Source organism: Bradyrhizobium sp. BRP56 (genome assembly GCF_020194035.1).
GTDB classification, from domain to species: Bacteria; Pseudomonadota; Alphaproteobacteria; order Rhizobiales; family Xanthobacteraceae; genus Bradyrhizobium; species Bradyrhizobium australafricanum.
The window spans coordinates 57,385-77,012 of sequence record NZ_JADYVV010000026.1; the positions used below are offsets into that span (position 1 = coordinate 57,385).

At 56.5% G+C, this 19,628-nt stretch carries 11 protein-coding genes; all 11 read right to left on the bottom strand.

Translation table 11 applies throughout. The features are described 5' to 3' along the window. Positions 1-17: 17 nt before the first annotated feature. The 11 genes from I6F38_RS19565 to brxC all read right to left on the bottom strand — a co-directional run bounded on the left by I6F38_RS19565 (position 18) and on the right by brxC (position 19,626). A complete protein-coding gene (locus tag I6F38_RS19565) occupies positions 18-1,031 on the bottom strand; it encodes an agmatine deiminase family protein (RefSeq protein WP_225161476.1) in 1,014 nt (337 codons plus the stop codon). Further along, positions 992-1,663 (bottom strand): DNA-3-methyladenine glycosylase, encoded by a 672-nt coding sequence (locus I6F38_RS19570; protein ID WP_225161477.1) that lies wholly within the window; start codon positions 1,661-1,663, stop codon positions 992-994. The genes I6F38_RS19565 and I6F38_RS19570 overlap by 40 nt, the downstream gene beginning before the upstream one ends. A gap of 172 nt (positions 1,664-1,835) precedes the next feature. Continuing rightward, complete coding sequence (locus I6F38_RS19575) at positions 1,836-2,576, bottom strand: hypothetical protein (protein ID WP_225161478.1); 741 nt, start codon at positions 2,574-2,576, stop codon at positions 1,836-1,838. 11 nt (positions 2,577-2,587) lie between these two features. Then, a complete protein-coding gene (locus I6F38_RS19580) occupies positions 2,588-3,514 on the bottom strand; it encodes a hypothetical protein (protein ID WP_225161479.1) in 927 nt (308 codons plus the stop codon). A gap of 242 nt (positions 3,515-3,756) precedes the next feature. Further along, complete coding sequence (locus I6F38_RS19585; protein ID WP_225161480.1) at positions 3,757-4,539, bottom strand: hypothetical protein; 783 nt, start codon at positions 4,537-4,539, stop codon at positions 3,757-3,759. A 158-nt stretch (positions 4,540-4,697) separates the two neighbouring features. After that, positions 4,698-6,365 (bottom strand): DUF262 domain-containing protein, encoded by a 1,668-nt coding sequence (locus tag I6F38_RS19590; protein ID WP_225161481.1) that lies wholly within the window; start codon positions 6,363-6,365, stop codon positions 4,698-4,700. A 612-nt stretch (positions 6,366-6,977) separates the two neighbouring features. Then, the gene (locus I6F38_RS19595) at positions 6,978-7,745 is read right to left on the bottom strand and encodes a pentapeptide repeat-containing protein (RefSeq protein ID WP_225161482.1); all 768 of its coding nucleotides are present in this window, start codon (positions 7,743-7,745) and stop codon (positions 6,978-6,980) included. A gap of 170 nt (positions 7,746-7,915) precedes the next feature. After that, positions 7,916-9,982, bottom strand: a complete 2,067-nt coding sequence (brxL, locus tag I6F38_RS19600; protein ID WP_225161483.1) for a BREX system Lon protease-like protein BrxL — start codon at positions 9,980-9,982, stop codon at positions 7,916-7,918. A 10-nt stretch (positions 9,983-9,992) separates the two neighbouring features. Then, positions 9,993-12,494, bottom strand: a complete 2,502-nt coding sequence (pglZ, locus tag I6F38_RS19605; protein ID WP_225161484.1) for a BREX-1 system phosphatase PglZ type A — start codon at positions 12,492-12,494, stop codon at positions 9,993-9,995. A gap of 2 nt (positions 12,495-12,496) precedes the next feature. Next, complete coding sequence (gene pglX, locus I6F38_RS19610; RefSeq protein ID WP_225161485.1) at positions 12,497-16,075, bottom strand: BREX-1 system adenine-specific DNA-methyltransferase PglX; 3,579 nt, start codon at positions 16,073-16,075, stop codon at positions 12,497-12,499. Continuing rightward, entirely contained in the window at positions 16,075-19,626 is a 3,552-nt protein-coding gene (gene brxC, locus I6F38_RS19615; protein ID WP_225161486.1) for a BREX system P-loop protein BrxC, read from the bottom strand. The genes pglX and brxC overlap by 1 nt, the downstream gene beginning before the upstream one ends. Positions 19,627-19,628: the final 2 nt, after the last annotated feature.

A 19,628-nucleotide genomic window follows, 5' to 3' on the forward strand; every position in this document is an offset into this window, starting at 1 on the left:
TCCGGCGATGGGAAGCATCAGATCGGCACCGGCTGGGTCAGGCACCTGATGCCACCGCCGCCACGGAGGATCGTCCTCATTTCCATCATGCAGACGTCTCGCCCCGGGAAAAGGCGCTCCAACTCCAGCTTGGCTCGCAAGTCACTTTGGGTCTCGCCAAATCGCGACGTAAGGACAGCGCCGCCGGTGATGTACAGGTTCATGTAGGTCGCGGCCATCATCGCGCTGCCGGCCAAGGCATCCGGGACCACCTCGAACGCTTCGACGCCCTTCAACTTTCCTTCCGTGCTCAATTGCCGCAACATTCCGAGGTCGCGCTTGCGCCGCCAGCTTCCCGGTCCGGATGCAATGACCTCGACCACGAGTCTGCCGTCGGGCAGGAACGCCATGTATCCGTCCGGATGCCCTGTGGTGATCGGTTCGGTCCGGTCACCGTCAAGCCAGATCACATCGCGAATGCCAACACAACCGAACGCCACGGTGATGGCCGTTTCATCTAGGTGTGGGTTGCGCGACAGCAGGCAGCTTCGCGTCACAACGGCGCGCCCGTTACCGTCGGTGATGAACGCTCCGCCCTCCGCAACGATTGGAACGCCGATCACCGGAACGCCGAAATCATGCGTGCGCGCAAGGCGGTCGCCCGCTCGGCCGCGCCGGGAATTGTCCCAGGCGTTAAAGTTGAAGTCGATCGCGATCGTTTCGGCTCCGCGCTTTGCGAACACCGGCGCGATATCACGCATCCAGATGTCGTCTACCGCCGCTGGTACGATCTCGACGTCGGGCCCGAATTTCCGCCCCCGAGCCGCCGGCACCAAGTCCCGCGGGGTCAGCAGCTTTATTGGCTCGTATTCCGCGATGGCCCTGACCAAACCCTCGAGCTCGCACTCGACCTGCTCCTTTTCGGCTCCCCATTCCCGGTGCACCGCCCACGCCATAATCGTGCATGCGTGAGCCTCGTGATCGGCAGGAATGCGGATCGCACGATTTCCGCTCACGCGTCCACCACCGACGGAAATGGAGCGCTCAGCCATTCGCGATAGCCCGGATGGCCCCAGCGCCACGGGCGATCAGCGTCTTTGGAGATGTTGATGCGAGGTCCATTGAGCAGGTTGGTCACCGGCTCAGCCGGGCGCAAGACGCGGAAGGGAGCCTTAAGGAGCGAGGCTCCATCGAGGAGTGGGTAGAGCCCGAGCGCCTCGCCCAGCTTTGCAGGTCCATTGCACAGCTTGCGTTCGAACCCTGAGGCACGGCTGCGGATTGTGCGATCCGCCGACGGATGGGCGGAGCGGCGCTCAGCCATCTCCTCGATTCCGATCACCGGCACGCCAGCCCTGATCAGGATTGCGCTGCCAAAGCCCTCTTCTCCGCATACCAGGTTCAGACACGGCATCCCCCTGTCGTGATGGATGTAGACGTGCCCATGAGGAAGCAGCATCGACGAGCTGCGGTTGCGGCGCTGCGCGGCTGCCCCAGGATGACAGTGCGAGGCCATGTCGGTCTCGTCGTAGGCTTCGTCCTCGACGATGATGATCCCGCTGTCGGTCTCGCGGCGGAGATCCGTGAAGATTACGAGGCATCCGACAACCTTCTGGGCCGCCTCGACAGCAGAGCCAGCAAAAAAGTCTGGCTCGACAGGAAGATAATTGTTCAAATCAAAAGTCATTGACTACTCCTTGGTGTTTGCAATCGTGGCGATCCGCGCGCCGCGAAAAACACACTAGATGAGCTCGATTATCTGTCAAATAACTCTATGAAATTGCTATATTATTACTGTGTAGTTCTGCTCAAACTCGCCATCCTGACATAGCGACTGGTTCGTTGGGAGAGCTCAGCTCTTACTCGGCCAATTTGGAGACTTCATCGACGGCATCCTGCACGTTGTCTCCGAGAGCCTCGACCCGGCTCATATAGCCAAACTCGGCAACGACTGTATCGAGGTCTCCCGGACCGCGTACCTTGTCGTGACAGATGCGCAGATATCGAGCGATCAAGCCGCTGTTATATTTGAACACCCCGTCCGACGAGATCGAGAGCCGCGTCCGTTGCCAGCGATTGCCATCCTTGTACGCGATACTCGGAAACTTGGTGCTGCAGAAGGCCGCATACTGCGCCTTCGAAGTCTCGGCATCCCGGCATGAGTAATGATCTGGATAATCGTCCTCATACCTGACGTCGCATTCGCGCAAGAGCGCTTCGACAAGGTTTCCGTTCGGCAGCTGTTTGACGACCTTCTTTTCCGCCAGAGCTGACCAGATGCACTCGCCCATTTGGCATTCCACGCGCATGAATTGGTCCGCTCTGGCGTTCGAGCTGGAGGACTGCTTCAGGAACTCGTCGAGCTGTGGCGTAAATTGCGAATAGAAGTTGATGACGAAAAAGTTGGGATTTCCGATCTGGACCGGCCTCCCTCCGTCAGCCGCGCCAGTCAGCACCAGCGCGTTAACGCCGCCCTGGATCGGTGAATCGACCGCCATGTCGATCTTACGATCCGGCAAGTAGCGCCGCCGCGCGAACGTCAGGATGACAGATTCGACTTTGACTTCGACGAGATCTCGCTGCCCAAGTCGGACTGACACGTTCCTCGTCGTTAGGCCGGGCCACAAAGAAAGTAGGTCAAGGAGACGCCCGCGAGGCCGTCGACCACGACGGCGTCACGCAGATCCTGAGGCACCGCGATTTTTGACACGACGCCGGCGCACGTGGCATCGGTCAACTGGTTGCCGATCTCACCCAGCCTACCGTCGATCGCATTGATGTAGCTGTTCTGATCCTGGAACGTGAGAGTCGGAAGACGGTAGTGATTATCGGAACGCAGATATTGTAATTGCTGGACGGTCTCATTGGTTGCTGGCATCTCCCGAACTTTCCGGATCAGCTCCGATAGCTGCGTGGCGGACGTCTGAGCCTTTCGGGCCTCCGCATTCTCCTGATCAGCAATGGCCAACCGAGAAAGCTTGGACTTGCATGCGACGACTACGTCCACGCGGGTGGTCTCGGGAAGCTGGGATTTCCACGTTTCTGAGCAAAATAACTTCAGTTCGCTTGCCGAAGTGAAAGCCTCCACCTTGGTCACTAGACCCCGTTCGACCTCTTTCTCTGCCTCGCTAGCTTTCTGCCGATCACTCTGCGCCTGTTCCATGGATTCGTTGAGGGCCTGACTTCGTCTATGAGCCTCATCGACACTGGTTTGGCGCCCCGCGCGGTCGGCCGCCGAGTTCTGGAGACGGGTCATGCCCTCAAGACGTTGCAGGTAGGCGATGAGCGCGCGGGAGTCGGAGCCAGACTGCTTGCCACACTCGACGATCCGGCTGCGGAGCTGGGCAAATTCGTCCTGACGCCATTCCGCCAGCGGCACACCATACGGCGCCCCACTGGCCGACCACGATTGTCTGGCCACCGCAGATTGCGAGACGTCAGAGCAGGATAGTCTCGATATTGTTTCCAAGCTCGCGGCATTGGCGGGAATGTTTTGAAGAACCAGGAGAGCGAAGCCAGCCAGCGTCAAACATTTCATAGAGTGAGCTTCTTTGAAAAATCGCGAGAGGGAGTGATTCGGAGGGGATGATACTGCGACGCGCCCAAGAAACCGTTAGATGATTGACGGGTACAGACAACAAAAAACGTTGCTGCAGGACGCCGCTTTGGTGAGACCATCACCGCCAACGGCGGCACGATCCCGCTCCGCGGCAACGCTCGCGCCCAGCGCCGCACCAAATCGGCACCCCGCTGGGGCGGGATCCGTTCACGTCGGGCCGTTTAGTTGTACCCGATGGCCTTTTTCAATCTTACGAGGAAACTGTCAGTCCCCACTTGTTTAGATTTGAACGTTTCGTTGCTGACATCCGGCTGCTCGCAATTGGTAAGCGGCGCCCGCGGTACCGGCTGCTCGCTTAAGAGCGACCTAAGATGGTTCCGCAATGCTGTTGTGTCTCCCAACACCATTCCCGAAAACGAACTGTCCTGGTCCATTTCGGCGAGCAGTTCCGAAGCGATGGGGAGAAGAAGCTTGTCGTTGAGGTCGCCTCGATCAAGGTAGCGCTTCCATTCCTTGAGTGGTTCACCTGCGTCGATCTGTGCTTGCGCGTACTCAGTCACGGGCGTCCCATCCGGAAGAAATCTTCCGTGCAGATACCAGCCGCCAAAGTAGCGCAGTGGTCTCCTAAAAGAATTTAGCGAGCAGGGCTCAGCTTTTCTCGAATTTCCGTCGCGGACATAAGCATCTACAAACTTCTTCCAGCATCGAGCCTCGTCTGAATAATTGCGCTGGCCATAATATACCGTCGCAGCTAGCGCAAACCCTATATAGCAGCCGCCATCGGCAGCCTTCCGATAGTATTCAATTGCCTTGCGCTCGTTTCCGTCATCCTCATAGCGTTCGCCTGCTTCTAGGTAGACGGCGGAGCCACCGATCGATGCCGCCTTCTCATAAAGGGGCGCAGCCAAGCGCGATTCCTCTGCATGCGCTTCCTCAATCAATTCCTCCACGCCTTCTGGCCACAATGAGTCTTCATCGTCAGTTACGTCCTGCTCGTTCGACAACTTTGGCCTCATAGATTGGCATGCTTCACTTGTGCCCTTCGAGATACTTCGAGCCAATTCGACTTACGATCTATCTGCTTGCTAGGCGACCGGACTTATCGACCACGGCTCGCTCAAGACAACGATCCTGACTTGAGGTGGCTGTTCCGATCACGCTCTCATTCGAGGCTGGTTGTGTCTTCCTCGACGTCGTCGTTTCGAAACGCTTGCCCCTGCGCGTCGGACTCCCGAGGGATGACCCTCTTGGAAAGTTCCTCACTTACGGCATCGGCGCGCTTTTGCAGGAATAGAGAGTACTCATCGGTCCAAACGCCGAAGGCAGACATGTCTACAATGAGATGCGTCGCCATCGTAGCGGCGAGCGCGACGTTTTCATTTCTGAACTCCTGCATGTAAGCAGAAGGCGGCTTGTCTTTGATACGCCGTTTGTTCAAATAGTCATCAACGATTGTAATGTTCAAAACGTTATTGGCTTCCGCCTCATCAATTCCTTTTCTGGCAAGGTACGCTCTTGGAAAGAAGTGATGGTAGTTACGGCTGTTCGCCTGCTTCAACCAATCATTGCTGATGCGCACAGCCGCGCCATCGCTGAACGATTTTGGCTCGTGGTATGCATAAAGACACAGAAGCGCTTTGACGAAGCTGCGATTCGTACTGAACCAACCATTCTTCAAGAGGAACGAAGGTGAAAGATCGACAGCCCAATCGTATTCAGGCGATTTCCCCCCAAGAATGTCGTCGATGCGTTGGACATCTTGAGCAAGCTTGCTTTCGACCGAAGATGAATAGCGTCCGGCAAGAGAACACCGCCAGAAGAAGTCTTCGAGTTCCTTCTTCTGCTCTACGGCGGGTTTATCCTTATGATGGAAAAAGAAGTAACCAAACGGCACAAGCAAGGCGCTATAGGGCAACAGCTTTGACACGGGAATTCGATACGTATTTCGTAAATACTCTGCCGCCCTTTCGATCGCGTCAGCAGCACGAGGCCATGTATCGATGAACTCCCTTTTGGCGAGATTTAGCACAGTCTGACGCTTGCAATCCTTCTTAAGAAGGAGCGAAACCAGTTGGAGAAGCGTTGCCGCCGAGACCGTCTCGTAATCAATCGTCTGCAGCCGACCGACAAGCTCTTCGAATCTTTCCGCTAAGTCGAACTGACTAGCTTCATCGTAGGTCTTGGCCACCATGATCTCGAACAGAGATAGGGCCTGCCCCCCAACGTTCAGCCGGGTGAATATCTCCGTCGCCACATCAATCGGAACATCCTGGACTTCGACGATCGCGAAATCATAGGCTTCGATCCGCCGCTTGTATTCGTCGAGTTTTGCGTGAGTGTGCTCCGGGTATGAAGCGAGCTTCTTCAATGACCCGCCCAGCAAATCGCGAAGCTGAATACATAAAGCTGCATCTCGGCCCGCCAGATCTGTGACAACGATCTGCTGATCTTCAGACGCTGCGAGGTCGAGATAGATCGCTGAAAACTCGTCGTTAGTGCCGGATGCCCTAACGACGGTCAGTCCTTTCAGGGCGGCGAACAGGCTAGTCAGCCGCTGCTGCCCGTCGAGAACATATTTCACAACCTCGCCCTCGATTGGGGCGGGAAGATCGATTCCTCCGATGTTCTTTACACTCCGCAGCCGATCGCGTGTCGCCCAAAAAATCATCGTGCCAATTGGATAGCCTTTGACCACGCTGTCGAGAAGCTTGGCCGAGCGTTCGACGGACCAAACGAAGTCCCGCTGGAATTGCGGAATTTTGATCCGCCCTCGTTCGATGTCTGCCGTGAGGGCCGAATAGTTAAGGTGGGTGGGCTGTGGTAAACGCATTAGCCGCTCCGGTCGGGGTGAAATGCATCTGAGCGATACCTACACCTAGCGCAACTGTGGGTTACCAGTACAGACGTTGTGGTATCGCGAATTGTTCGTTCGCCGGAGGCGCTCGCACGAAGGGCTATCGTTTCGCGGCACCGCTATTACTGCCCGTCGCGCGGGTGCGTTGTTAGCGCTCACCTAATATTCCGTTCACTGTCTTCTGATATTACGATCTCTCGGCGCGCTCCCAACTGGTCTTCGAGAGAAATTTCGTATCTCAGCTTGTCCCCTTCGAGATCACGTCTCGTGATGCGCCAGCCTCCGGCTTCCAGATGGCTTGCGCATCCCAATGCCCAGAAAATGGCATCTTCCCGGAGAAGGCCGCGAACTCGAGGCTCTATATCAAACGGAGGTGGACCGAGTCCGGCCCGATTGCCATACGATAAGAGAGATACGAAGATATCATACTTCGGCACATCTTCTGGTCCTAAGAAGCTGACGCCTGTAGACACGCACCTGTACGCTGTTTTGTATTGCGACATGAAACTTAGCTCCTCCCTTGTCTGACGTCAGATTTGCAGCAACATTCAACGCCTAAGCAAACGCCGCATTACTGCCCGCCGCTCGCTAACACGACGAAGGTCGATCAAATCGTACTCGTGGACCGATGTCGGCGTTCTCGAAATCAGTTTCGGTACAGTTCGCGTGCGAAAATTTGACGTGCGATAACCTCGTGCATCGAAATTTCGCTGAAGTGAGTTCTGCTGCGTGGAACGTTGTTTCGGAACATCCGGTTCCGCAAAAATGCGAGTAAGAAAAATCCGCTTCAATGAGCCTTGCCCCGGTGAAACACGATTCCCAGAAGAACCCTCGGATCTTGGCCTGGGTAAAGTCTGCCATTCCGGCATCCGTGTGTTGAAAATCGGATGCGTAGCCCGGCTCAACTCTGACTGGCTGGTTGAGAGATACCTGGTCCCAACCCCAGACAACGTTGTCGCACTTCGCTCGCCTCAAGCTCGCGTAAGAGAACACCACTCTTTCGAAGCGCGATTGGGAAAGAATTGTGCCGTGTAAAGCAGCGCGAAGGAAACTGACGTCTCTTCCCGTAACGCCCGTCATATCGGAGCCGCTGAAGTCCGCTCCTCTCAAATTGGTGAGTGAATCGACGCGACTTCCAAAATCTAGGCCGGATAAATCGCAGTTGCTAAAGACGGCTCGTTGCCCTTGCTTCCCATCGTCGAGCCATGCGGCGTGGTCGGCAATTGCACTCGTCAGCTCATCTTGCGAAACCTTCCGGGTGCCGCCTTTTAATTGTCCCGGCGCAATGCCAAAACCGGTAAAAGAGGCGAAGGCCGCAGTCGCATCGTTAAAGAGAGAACGTCTGGTGACAAACATTGTCGCCTCATGATTTTGTTTCTACATGGTCTCTCTTAGACGACGCCTTCCCAGGGAGCAGGAAGCTCAGCCTATGCCCGACGCGCCAATAGCCACGCACCGCAAGATGCGTCGTGATCCACTTCTCGTGCAAGCCCAGCTAATCTAACTTCCTCGATCAACTACCCCAGCTAAGATGCTATCTTGAGATAGGTGATCTCGAACGCTTTGACCTGACGAAATACCTGCAATCGATTAGTGAGGCTAAATGCGTCGTTCATTTCAAACTTCTGATAGATATCGAGACCGCGATCGAGGCTGATCTTCCAGCCAGTGTCGCTCGTGATATGGCGCGCGTGAATGGTGTTCGTGCCATCATATTCCCAGGTAAATTTGATGCCGGCGGCTGCACCCGCTGCCTCCACGGCCAGTAAATTAGACTGCTGCTTCTCCGGATGGTTTTCATCAACACATGTGATGAGATGCACCGAGAGCTCGTCCTCCGGCGCTTTTCGTAGTGCAATCATTTCGACGAACTCCATCAGGTTTCGAAGCTGATGGAACATGCGAATATATGGATCGGTGATAACAACCTTGGTCGCCCCGTCAATCCAGGGCCAGAATAAGTCGGCGAACGCAACGCCCTTCTGGTTTTCGATGAAGATCTTGTGCCCTTCACGCGGCCGTACTGGCGCGACCTCAATTTCCCTCGGTGCAAGCATGGCTGGCGCAAGAGGGCCATTCGTCTCATCCGCTGCCGGCGTCGTGTTCTCTTGGTCAGCGGCGCGCTTTCTGTAATAATATGACGGATACTCCGTCTCCTCGAGAGTCGTGACGCTGACCTTACGGCCGTCCCGTGCCGTGAAGGAGAAGTCCGTTTCCGGATAGGTGCTATCGATCCGGAGGAGCTGATCCTTGACGCGCTTCCGCCCCTCCACAGCCAGGTGCAGGATCTCTTCCACCTCAGCCTCGGCCGCGTTATCGGCGGGGAAAAGAAGCTTCATCATCCCAGAGAAGGTCTTGTTCACGCCGTCGCGGTCGCGCGTCGAAATATCGGACGAGATCGTGAACAGTCCTTGATATCGGTTGGAGTAGTCGTCGTTGCGCATATGCCGGAGGATTTCGGCAAGGTAATCGACGACAAACCCATATCCCGACGCAAACATCTCTCCGCGGATGACATCAATCTCCCAGCCCGGCACGTAGGCGTGAAGGCGATCGATAAAGGCCGAATCGTAATATTTCTCGGGCAATTCGTCGAACAGATCCGTATGCTTCAGCATATAGGGAACGTTGTGTTTTGTATTCCCGACAAACACCATCGAGGCCTCGGCCCCGAGCGTCTCCACACCGCGCGAGAAGCTCTTGTTGGCCATGTAGTTTTTCATAATGTCGACCAGGGCCTTGTCGACGCGCTTTTGGCGCCCCGCGAACTCGTCGAAGGCCACGACATCCCAATAGCCGACGAGGCCAATCTTGCCCGAGCTATTGTTGACAAACAGCTTGGGTACGGTCACTTCGCCACCTGAAATCAAGATGCCGTGCGGCGAGAATTCAGAGAAAATGTGCGACTTGCCTGTTCCCTTGGGGCCGAGCTCAATCAGATTGTAGTTTCGCTCAACGAAGGGCACGAGGCGCATCAGTTGCAGGAGCTTGCTGCGACGGCCGAACATTTCCGGGTTGAACCCAACCGTCTGGAACAACAGGTCTATCCATTCATCGGTTGTGAAGCCGGCGCGCGCCTTGAGAAAGGCGTCGTAATCGAACTTGGAGAGCTGGATCGGTTTGATGCTCCCCAGGATCCACGGCTCGACGTTCTTGTCCTCGCTGTGCTCATACTCGACATCGGCGATGCACCAGACACCGCTCACCAGCAGCTTAGGATGTGCCTTCACCGTATCGGAATCAATGATGACTTTCTTGATACCCAGATTGGCAAAGGTCGCCTCATAGGCGTCCTTGTCTGTGTTGAGATCGACACTTATCTTGTCGATCACCTTCCAACGACCCTTTTCCCGGATATTAGATCGAATCAGTCCCGCCTCGTTACGATGGACGTAATGCTTGCGCAGGATCTCCTTGACCGTCTCGATTCCCGACTGGATCGAAGCCTCGTCATTCGTGGCGCAGTACTGGCCGAGCAAGAATTCCAGGACGTAGGAAGGGACAATCGCGTTACCCTTCACGGCTTTGACCAGGTCCTTGCGCACGACGAGGCCCGGGAAGCATTCATTGATCTTGTCGTCCAGCGCGGTCATCGCTCTCCCCTCAAAAATCGAAATCGCTCGAGAAGCTGCGGCGCAGCGTATAGCGAGCCGTGCGGTATTCCCTGAAATGGGACGTGTCGCCGTGCCGTTCCTCAAGCCTCAGGATGACCTCCTGACCATTGAATGTGTCGGCCTGGCGCAACAGCAGGAAGCGAACCGACACTTCGCGCTCGCGCGGGTTCTCGGACCGGAAGTCGAAGACCAGCTCATGGGTATCAGAGATCAGCTCGCCCGATTGCGCATAGATTCCAGCTCTGAGCGTGCGCGCTTGCGTTTTCTCTGTAACGGCCGCAACTTGGTAGAACCGCACTGAAATCTGACTCGACGTAATCATCTGGTTGGTGCTGCCGATGATCTCGACATCGACCGCCGAAGTGTCGCTCTGACGCTTCTTGTTGATCTTGACAACCGGGACGATGATCTCCTGCAGAGTCGCCCCGCCATGCACATACCGGCTCCCCGAACCCTGGCGTCGCAGCCGGCTGATTGACTTGGGGATCAGCATTTCAACTGAGCCTTCGAGGCCCGCTTGCTCTGCCGTAAAGCGCCGCAAGCCCCGATTGCCCTTCAAGCCGTGCCCGAGGATGAACCGCCGGTCGCGGAACAAGATCGTATCACCCTCGACCTGCGCCGAGGAGTAGTCACTCTCCTCAATCGGCCGGTGCTGGTAGATGAAGCCGTGGTCGGACGTGACGATCAGATTGTTGGCGTTGGCGCCGTTGAGTTTTTTGACCACCCTAACGAGTTCCTCGATCGTATCGTCGGCGGCTTCAAAAACGCGATCTTCCGACACCTGCTTGTCACCGATCGCATCGATCAGATTGTGGAAGACGTAAACGACGTCGTGATCGCGAACTAGCGCCCGGGCCTCTTCCTTGTCCATCCCCATCAGGTCTTCGACTTTTACAGCGGTCGTCCTGTCGCCAGCCCGTCCAGTCGCCAGAACCTTGCTGCGGTTATCTAGCCCCTGTGAACTTTGGCCGTTCACGAGAACGGTGCCGGAATCGTTATCGGCAATCTGCAGGTCGCCGTTGGGAAGGAGAGACGCCATTCCAAGCTGGGTGTAGCTGGGGAGGCTCCCCAACATTGGCTCGATCCCAGCCTCATAGCGGTCAACACTACGGATGCGGCCCAACAACTCTTCGCCAATTTCGTAGCGCAGAGCATCGGAAATGATAACGCAGACCTTCTGATCACGCCGGCGGAACTCACCCACATGCTCTCGATAGAAGCTCCGCTGCGGCAGAATTGGTGGCGCCGACCAGGATATGGCCGCATCTACGTGGGTCTGCCAAACATCGTTTAAGCGCAGAAGGTAATTATTGACGTAGTGGTTTTCGACCTGCTCGAACAGCTCGCGCATCAGTGTTGCTTGCCCGGATTTCTGCATGCGCCAGATAAATTTCCGATAGAGCTGGTCGATACGAAACCAGCTTATGGCGTAACGCTCAACACCTTCCGCGAGGCTGGTCATACCTACGGTTACCTGCGCCATCGACTGCTGGAATTCCGCGGCGAAGCCGATCGCCTCGTAGAGATCGCGATAGGCGCTATACCAATGGCTTTGCCGGCGCTGACGGATCCAGTTCGCGACATCGGCTTGCGCCGCGGTCTGGTTGCTAACCTCATGGACTAGCGCACGGATGATCGCACGATCCACCTCTTCGAAGTAGTCGACTTCGATCAGGGTGCGGAAGTCGCGCCTAGCGAGATCCTGTGCAATACCCAGCACCTCCGCATAGTCGGCCGACAGCTTTGCGAAAGCGTCCTCAGCGTTCCGGTTGTTTTTCCAGCGACGGAAGAACACCATAGCCTCGGATGTTAGGATCGTTTCGCCCCCGACTGCGCTCTGATAGCAGGACTTGAACAGCGTGATCGCGAAATCGCCGATGCTTGGCTTTTCGGCTCGGTAGCCAAAGATTCGCGCTATCTGATCCCAGAGGAATTCGTGTAGGCCAACACGGCCGATCAGGCGCAAGCTGTCGTCTTTACCCTGCGCAAGCTCCCCCAGCAATGCTTCGACGACAGTGTCGAAATCGCCGTCAGCGCAGGCGCAGATGACGAGCATCCGCAGGCGCAGCAAAGGCTTCGTATCGTCTCCGCGGATGACGGCCTTCAGCCTCTCTAGCCGGCGGGTGGAGCGGAAGAATTCCTGATGTTCCCGTGCGAGAGCTTCAAAGCTGACCGGCAAACCCAAGTCCGTCAGCCAGATTGCGATCTGATCGGCCTTAAAAACCCCATGCGCCAGCTCGACGTCGAGCAGCCAGTTATCGATGTCGGCTGGACGCGGCCCTTCTCGATAGAGCAAGAAGCGCTGCTTCGGCTTCTCTCGCAGGACACGATGCTTCACTGCGAACTCTGTGTTCGCCAGCTCGACTTTCTCAATGCCGTCGAGCGCCACCATCTCGAACGCCTGCCGAAACTCGTGGTTCGGATCGTACCAGAAGACGATCCGGTGCCTGTCAAACTGAGCAGCCAGCCCCTTGGCAATCCGATCGAGCATGCTCAATCATCCGAATCATTGAGGCCCTTGATAGGCTTTAGGGCAGCGCCGAACTTCTGATAGTTGGCCTTCACTCCATCATCGAGGTCGATCTCGATCTTTTGCGTTGCCAACGGAAAAAGGACATCACGCTCCCAGTCATCCAGCTCATCGAGCTGCTTGGCCGTCGCCTCGATCGCCTTCAGGGCCTTGGTCTTCTGTGTCGGGGATGCATCAGCGCTGATGCTGAGCGCCTCTTGCGCCTTGCGATACGCCTCCAGCTTGGAACGGAACTCCCGGAGATAGTCGTTCAGAACCACGCTCACCGTGTCAGGACGGTAGCGGTGCATATAGATCAGCGCATTAAAGGTGCCCTTTGGGCTCGAAAACATCCAATAGATGGGCCGCTTCTTGTATCGCTTTACATGATCGTTGAAGAACTCGCGGATGAAGTATTTTTTGATGTCCTTCCCGAGCGCCTCTTCGACGAACGCCAGGTTCTCCTGGAAGTGCTTCTCACCAAAGGTAACTCGCAGAAAGCGGCGGAAACACGCGGCGATGTCATCGGCAAACCAATCGCCATCGAGCACCGGGATCACGTTGTCGGTATCTGGCTCGAAGGACGGGTTCGGGACCTTGGCGCGATAGTCCTCCGGACCCTCGCCCCGATTGGCGAGGACCAGGCCAGGCGCATCCAGACTGTAGCGGCCGAACATGCAGCCCACGGCATAGGACACCAACTCTCGGACCGTATCGGCGAGGAGCAGCGCCTCCAACTCTGCCTCGGCCTTCTGACCGTCATAGCGATAGGCCGGATTGCAGGTGAGCGTGATCTCCTCCGGAGGCACGTCAGGCGTCAGCTCGTCCTGCAAGCCATAAGCCTCGATGAAAATGCGGTTGTTCTCTTCCTCAAGCCGCTGCATCTCTTTCGTCATGTCGCGCCAATGGGTGCGGAGGTTGGCATAGGTGTTCTGCAGCGTCTCGGCCCGATGGTCGGGCAAGAGCAGCGGGAGCGTCCTGAAATCCCAAGAAGTTTCAAAAGCGTCCCAGTCGGCGCGAGCGAATTGAACTACTGTCAAGTTTACAGCGCTATTATTCTGGAACGTTTTTGGCCTCGCATACGGGACGCGCGCCAAATCGCCGACCTGAAAAGTCGCAGTAGGATTAACGCACCTCATGAATTCAGGCATGAGTTTGCTACACAGCAAACTTAAGACGGGCGCGAGGTCGCTGGAATCATGAGGTACACCAGAAGACCCCTTAACATCAAAAAGGAAGCCTGCTGGAGAGTATCTAGCCGCGAAGGAGCTTGTCGAAATATCCGACCAAGTTACGCACTCAAGAAACATCTTATCCAAATTCTGTATATAGCGCGACCAATGCTTTCCCTTATTTCGCTCGGTTGCAAACGCTTTGACTTCCGAACCGTCGCTCTGCCAGTTCAAAATGTAGGTTTGATTCCCATACCACTTTCTATGACCACCGCCTTTGTTATAGGGAAACCACTTCTGTGATTTCGTGGCAGCGTCTTGAATGCTGTTTGCGTCAAAGCAGATGTCTAAATTCCCCACCTCGTACCACTGCCTCAGAAATCGGTCATTATCTCCAGTATTCAATCCAACTGCTGGCTTGAACACATCTTTGATCGCTGAAAGCTCACTGAACGATGAACGGAACTGAGGAGAGATCCAGTGAGCAATTGGACACCCATCAATAACTTCGAATGTCTCGGTGCTTGCGCGACGAATGGTCCCTTGCCCGCGAGCCGCCTTCTGCAACTCGAGAGATTTAAGTGCTTCAGAGCGTCCTTCCCGAAGATCGATAAAATCGCCGAAAGTGGATGGACTGCCCTCCTTTTCCAAGACGAAGGCGGTGGTTGACACCACTTCGCCGCCAATAGAATCGAATGCTCCTGTGCCAAGGTGCGCCATTGTTCTGATGGGAGTATTTTCGATCACGCTTTCGCGCAGTTTTTGGTGTCGGGATAAGAACATCCAACTCTGCATCGTGATCATGCCTACAAGGCCGTGCGTCTTTGCAAGCGCAGACGAACGTTCAATGAACATCGAAAAGAGGTCAGATTTTGAGTCCGGGTAGTACTCCTTCGCGAACGAATCCAACGCCCCGTTCATCCCTTTCCCACCCATATATGGCGGGTTGGCTACCACGACATGGTATCTCGAGATCAGATAGTCAGCCATGCGCAGCACAACCTGCACCCGCTCGTGAACATCGCGCAGCAACAGGTTGTCGTCGAACTGCTTCTCAGCAATCACTCGGCGCAACTCGGCAACGTCCTTCAGCTTGGGGACGATCAGCGAGCCGAAGTTCTTCGCCTCGCGAAACTGGCCGAGCGTCTCGCGCAAGTCCATGCTGAACAGGTCACGTCCGATCTCGTTCACATAATCGGCGAGTTCATCGTCCTTAAAGCTGACATTCTCCAGCACGCACACGTTTGGCTGCACTCCGTCCTTGGCAGTCCGTCGTAGGAACCGCTTCCGACGCGCAGCCGCCTTCATTGTTAGGGCGAACGCCGCCAACGCGCCGGCCCGGTCGTCGATCTCGATGCCATAAAGGTTCTTCGCTAGGATCAGGCCGGGGATCTCGCTAGCGTCATAGCCCTCCTCCTCGTACATCGCGTGCAGGAGGTCGAAGGCGTAGGTCAGCATGTGTCCAGAACCGCACGCCGGATCGCAGATCGTAATCTCCTCCGGCGAAGATATGCGCAGGAAGTCCGTCTCCGCTTCTTCCGGCGCTATGTAGTATTCCATTCGCTCCTTCAGACGCGAGTCGGGCCGGTTGACGATCCAGAGCCGCCCAAGCGAATTCTCGACCAAGTAGCGCACGATCCAGTGCGGCGTGAACAATTGCGTGGCAGCCGGAATATTCTCCGCCGAAATCTTGACGTTCTTCTTCAGCCCAGCGAACACCTCATCCTTCTTCTCGGAGATATAGAACTGGTAAAGCCAACCAATGACCTCGACGTCTAGGCAGGCCTCATCTGTCATCACTGCGCGCAACTTGGCAAGAATGCTGCCCTGCGACAGGAGATCCTCTGGCATCAAAAGCTCAGTGTAATCAGCAATCTTCTCGAACATGAAGGGCATCGCGGCATGCCAATGATTGCACGTCGCAACCAGCAAGAGACGATACGCTTCGCCCTGCGGGTCGGGCGACGGCGTCCGGTTATCGAGCAGTGCGCGAACCTGCGCCGCAGCGGCTTCAGAAACCTCGTCGCCGATCACGCCGGCCATGGCTTCCGACAGGACCTCGGGGCGTGTCTGTCCGTCCGCCGGCGTCACGACTCGGACCGCCGTATAACCATTGGCGTCCATGAAGCGCAGCGCAGTCATGCGGTTGAACCATGTATAGGCGACGCGTTCGATAATCCGATCACGGGAGGTGCGAACGATCTCAGTTTCGAGCTCCCGAACCGCTTTGGGTGCTTCGCGCCGGGCCGCACTGTTTTCGACCAAAACCCGGACGAGCTTGGCTGACACTTGATCGCGCAGCAGCCGGCGCGCTTCCTGCGCGAATTTCTTCAGGGCACCGGTGTCCAATGGCATCCGGTCCACAAGGCTCTTGGCGGAGATCATATCCATTAGATCGTAATCCTCTTGCCAGCATGGATCTCCGCAATCAGCTTCTCGCGCAGAGTACTCAGATAGGCTTCGACATCTCGCTCGTCGGCAAGATACGGCTTGGCGTAGGTGACGCGCAGCCCACTGACGGCGACATATTCGAGCTGGGCGAGTGGCGAAGCCAATGGTGGCGAGCTGACGCCTCCATCGAACCCCCGCCGTTCTCCGCCTGTATCAGCCTTTTGGGAGGGCGACGACGGAGGGGTAGCCGCCGTTACGCGGCCGAGCAGCGCCGGATATACTGACGACCTGAATCCACTTGCGCGCTCGCGAATCACCGCGATAAGCTTGCTATTTCTGACCGTCTCGAGAATCGCAGCAAATGCAGCCTCAGTTTCGCAGCGATGAGAATCCGCGACGGCAGCGAATTCGGGGAGCGCCAGCAGCTTCTCCCGAAGCTCTTCCACGGCGGAAAGCGCCGCCTTGCGCTCTTCCGCGATCCGGGCATCGAGCTCGGATTTCAGAGCATCGAACGTGCCTTTCATCTGCTGGATGGTGTTGCCCTTGTAGCAATTCGGATCATCCAGAACCGCCTGCATAGCGTTGGCCTTGTCGTCCCCGCCATAGACGAAATTGGCGCTTTGATCGGACAAATAGGCGCGGGCATCGTCATAGATCGCCTTCTGAGCCCCACCCATGAAGCGACGGATCGGGTCGAGGATCCCCTCCTTCAAATCGAGCAGTCGGTCCTCATGGCGGCCGAGCTCCTGCAGATACCATGCGTAGGGTTTGCCCGTGATCTCGCGCACGGCTTCCCGCACACTGCTCAGCGCACCGAGAAACGGATAGCGTGACGCCTGCGCCTCTAGCCCCGCAAGCTCCTGCTTGAGCGCTGCAAAGGCCGCAGCCGTCTCGAACCCGAGCGCCTTTCCGTCGGTACCAGCCGGCTGCGAGTCGAAGAACTCGCGGTAAAACTCCTTAAGCTTGCGTGTCTGCGCAGGCGTGAACTCCACCTGCAGTTCGAGCACGATATTACCCAAGGTATGTGCGTTCTGGAGGGCGCGCAGCAGAGCGTCCCCCTCCAACGGGCTGCCGTCCGAGCGTGCCTCGAGCTTGCCGCGGCCGAGTAGGCTGGCTGTGGTGCACAGGATCGCGGCATAAGACCAGCCGTAAGGCTTGCGATCGAACCGTTCGACGACAGCCTTCACCGTCGTCCGGATGCCGTTCCGGGCGTTCGACTGCGCATAGTTCAGGATCTCCTGCTCGGCCTCCGTCAGGTTGGCGGCCCCGTCGCCGAGCATGCCGTCATTGCCGTATGTGAGGAACTTGCCGATCTCGTTCTCGGCGTAGGCAATGCCGCGCAGCATGCCGAGATTGACATAGACCTTGTCAATGAGGACCTGAAACGCGCGTTCGATTCTGGCCTGCGGATCCTCCGAGCGAACGTCAATCTCCTCGCCTCGTACAAACAATCGGGCGTCGCCCACCAGGGCGCGGGCCTTGAGCGCGAGATCACGCTGACGGCTGCTGTTCTGTTCACCCTTGTCGCGGATGATGCGTTCGATGGTAGGCTGCTGGGCCACCGCGCGGGCTTGGCGGACATACTTATCCGTCCGCTTGACCATCATCAGGTCACTGACGAAGCGCGCGTCAGGGTTCAGAACAACGGCAAGCTCGTCCCTCGACATCGTGTGCATCGCGATCCCCTCCGCATTCCCGCTCTGCTCGTGGAATGGCGTAATGACATTGATCGCAAGCTCATAGTCGCGGCCGAGCGGCCGGTCATCGAGATAGCGCGCGAAGGAGTAATCCTGCGACGACGCCTCGTGTCGGAGCTTCCGGACCTTGATAACCCCGTCAAAAACCAGGGTTTCCAACTCCTTGGCGATCTCCGCCGTATCGACCTCGATCGCCTTGATTTCCTGTTCGACGTCCTTCTCCTCATCGGTCAGGAACTCGAACAGCTCACCATTACGCTGAACGTACGTATTCTGCTCGAGCAGGCTCAGTGCCTCTTCGACGCGCCGCTTGTGCTTTGTCAGATCGGTGTCGAACCTATCGAGCATGAGGATCGCGACGTTGCGGGGCGTAGACTTGAACGGCTTGACATACTTGACCAGAAACAGGGCCTTCAGAACCCGCGTTGCAAACTGATCACCGAGATTCCTCTCGGCAATCAGAATCGACTGCTGGACATTCGATTTGAGCGCTGTTCGGATGCCTTCGAACATCTGGTCGAAGGTAGCGAGACCTCCGACCGGAATGTCCGCAAGCCTTACTGCAACCTCTTGAAAGACGCCCAGCATCGACCGCTCGCCGACCGAGCTGTGCTTGCCCTCGAAAGCGTTGTGTTGGGACAGATTCTGGATAGCCACCTGGAACAGCGGATACTGGTACGGGATGAAAGGATAGCTGTGAATGAGGTGATCGCGATCCCGGAAGTTTTCCAGTCGTATTGAGCCGTCCGAAAAATCGAACAACGTTTTCAGATTGTTCGACTCGCGATGGTAGAGATCGGACAACATCTCGATGCCCGCATCGGTCTTCTTGAGCAGGCGCTCCTGGATCACCTCCGCAACATCGGCGCTGTTAAGCGGTATCCTGTTCGCGAAGCGCGCCTGAATCTTCGAAAAATCGTTCTCCTGCCGATGGTTCATGTCGCCGATGACGGCCCCCATATCCTGCTGGGCCGTCACGATTATCCAGGCCCGACCGCGGCACTTTGTGTTCAAGCTTTCCGCGATCGTTTGCAGGTTAGTCATGAGCTTGAGGTTGTCGGCAATGTACTGGCCAACTTCATCGACGAAGAAATTGAGCCGGAAACCCGGCTTCTGCGCGTCGATGTAGGCCTTCACCTTGTCGGCGAAGTCCTCGATCGACAAGCGAAAATCTTGCCGATACCGAGTGAGGATTCCCTGTCCTTCGGACAGATTACCCCCCGAAACTTGTGCATAGGCCTTAGCGATGTTTGCGTTTTCGAGCAGCGCCTGTTCGCGTCCGCGGTCCCACGACTTGCCGGCGATTGACTGATAGGCCGCGCGGAATCTGTCGAGCAAGCCGCGGCTATCCAGATCGCGCTCGAACTGAGCGATGTGAGGTTGCTTCCCGTAGTAGCCGCACATTTCGTCGAATACTTTCAGAAACACAGAAAGCAGAGCATCGATCTGCTCCTTTGAAATCACATCGGCCTTCTGGTCTATGTTGAACAGGATGCTCTTCGATGGAATTGAGACAGCCTTCCGCAGATCGGCCGCTAGGATCTCATTGCGGGTGCATTTCTGCTTGAAAAGCTCATAGGCCGGGCATCCACCGACATTTCGGTTTTCAAGAAGCAACGCCAGTATTTTCAGCAGGTGCGATTTGCCCGACCCAAAGAAGCCGGAGATCCACACGCCGTTGGCTGTCTCATAATTGTTGTAGGCGTCGAGGAATCTTTCGAGCTGACGCTCGATCTCATTGGTGATGACATATTCTCCGAGTTCAACCCGAAGGCTCGCCTCGTCATCGGCCTTGATGACTCCCTCGATCGCGCGATCGACGGGTTTCTCGAAAATGTCCCGAAGATTCATCATAG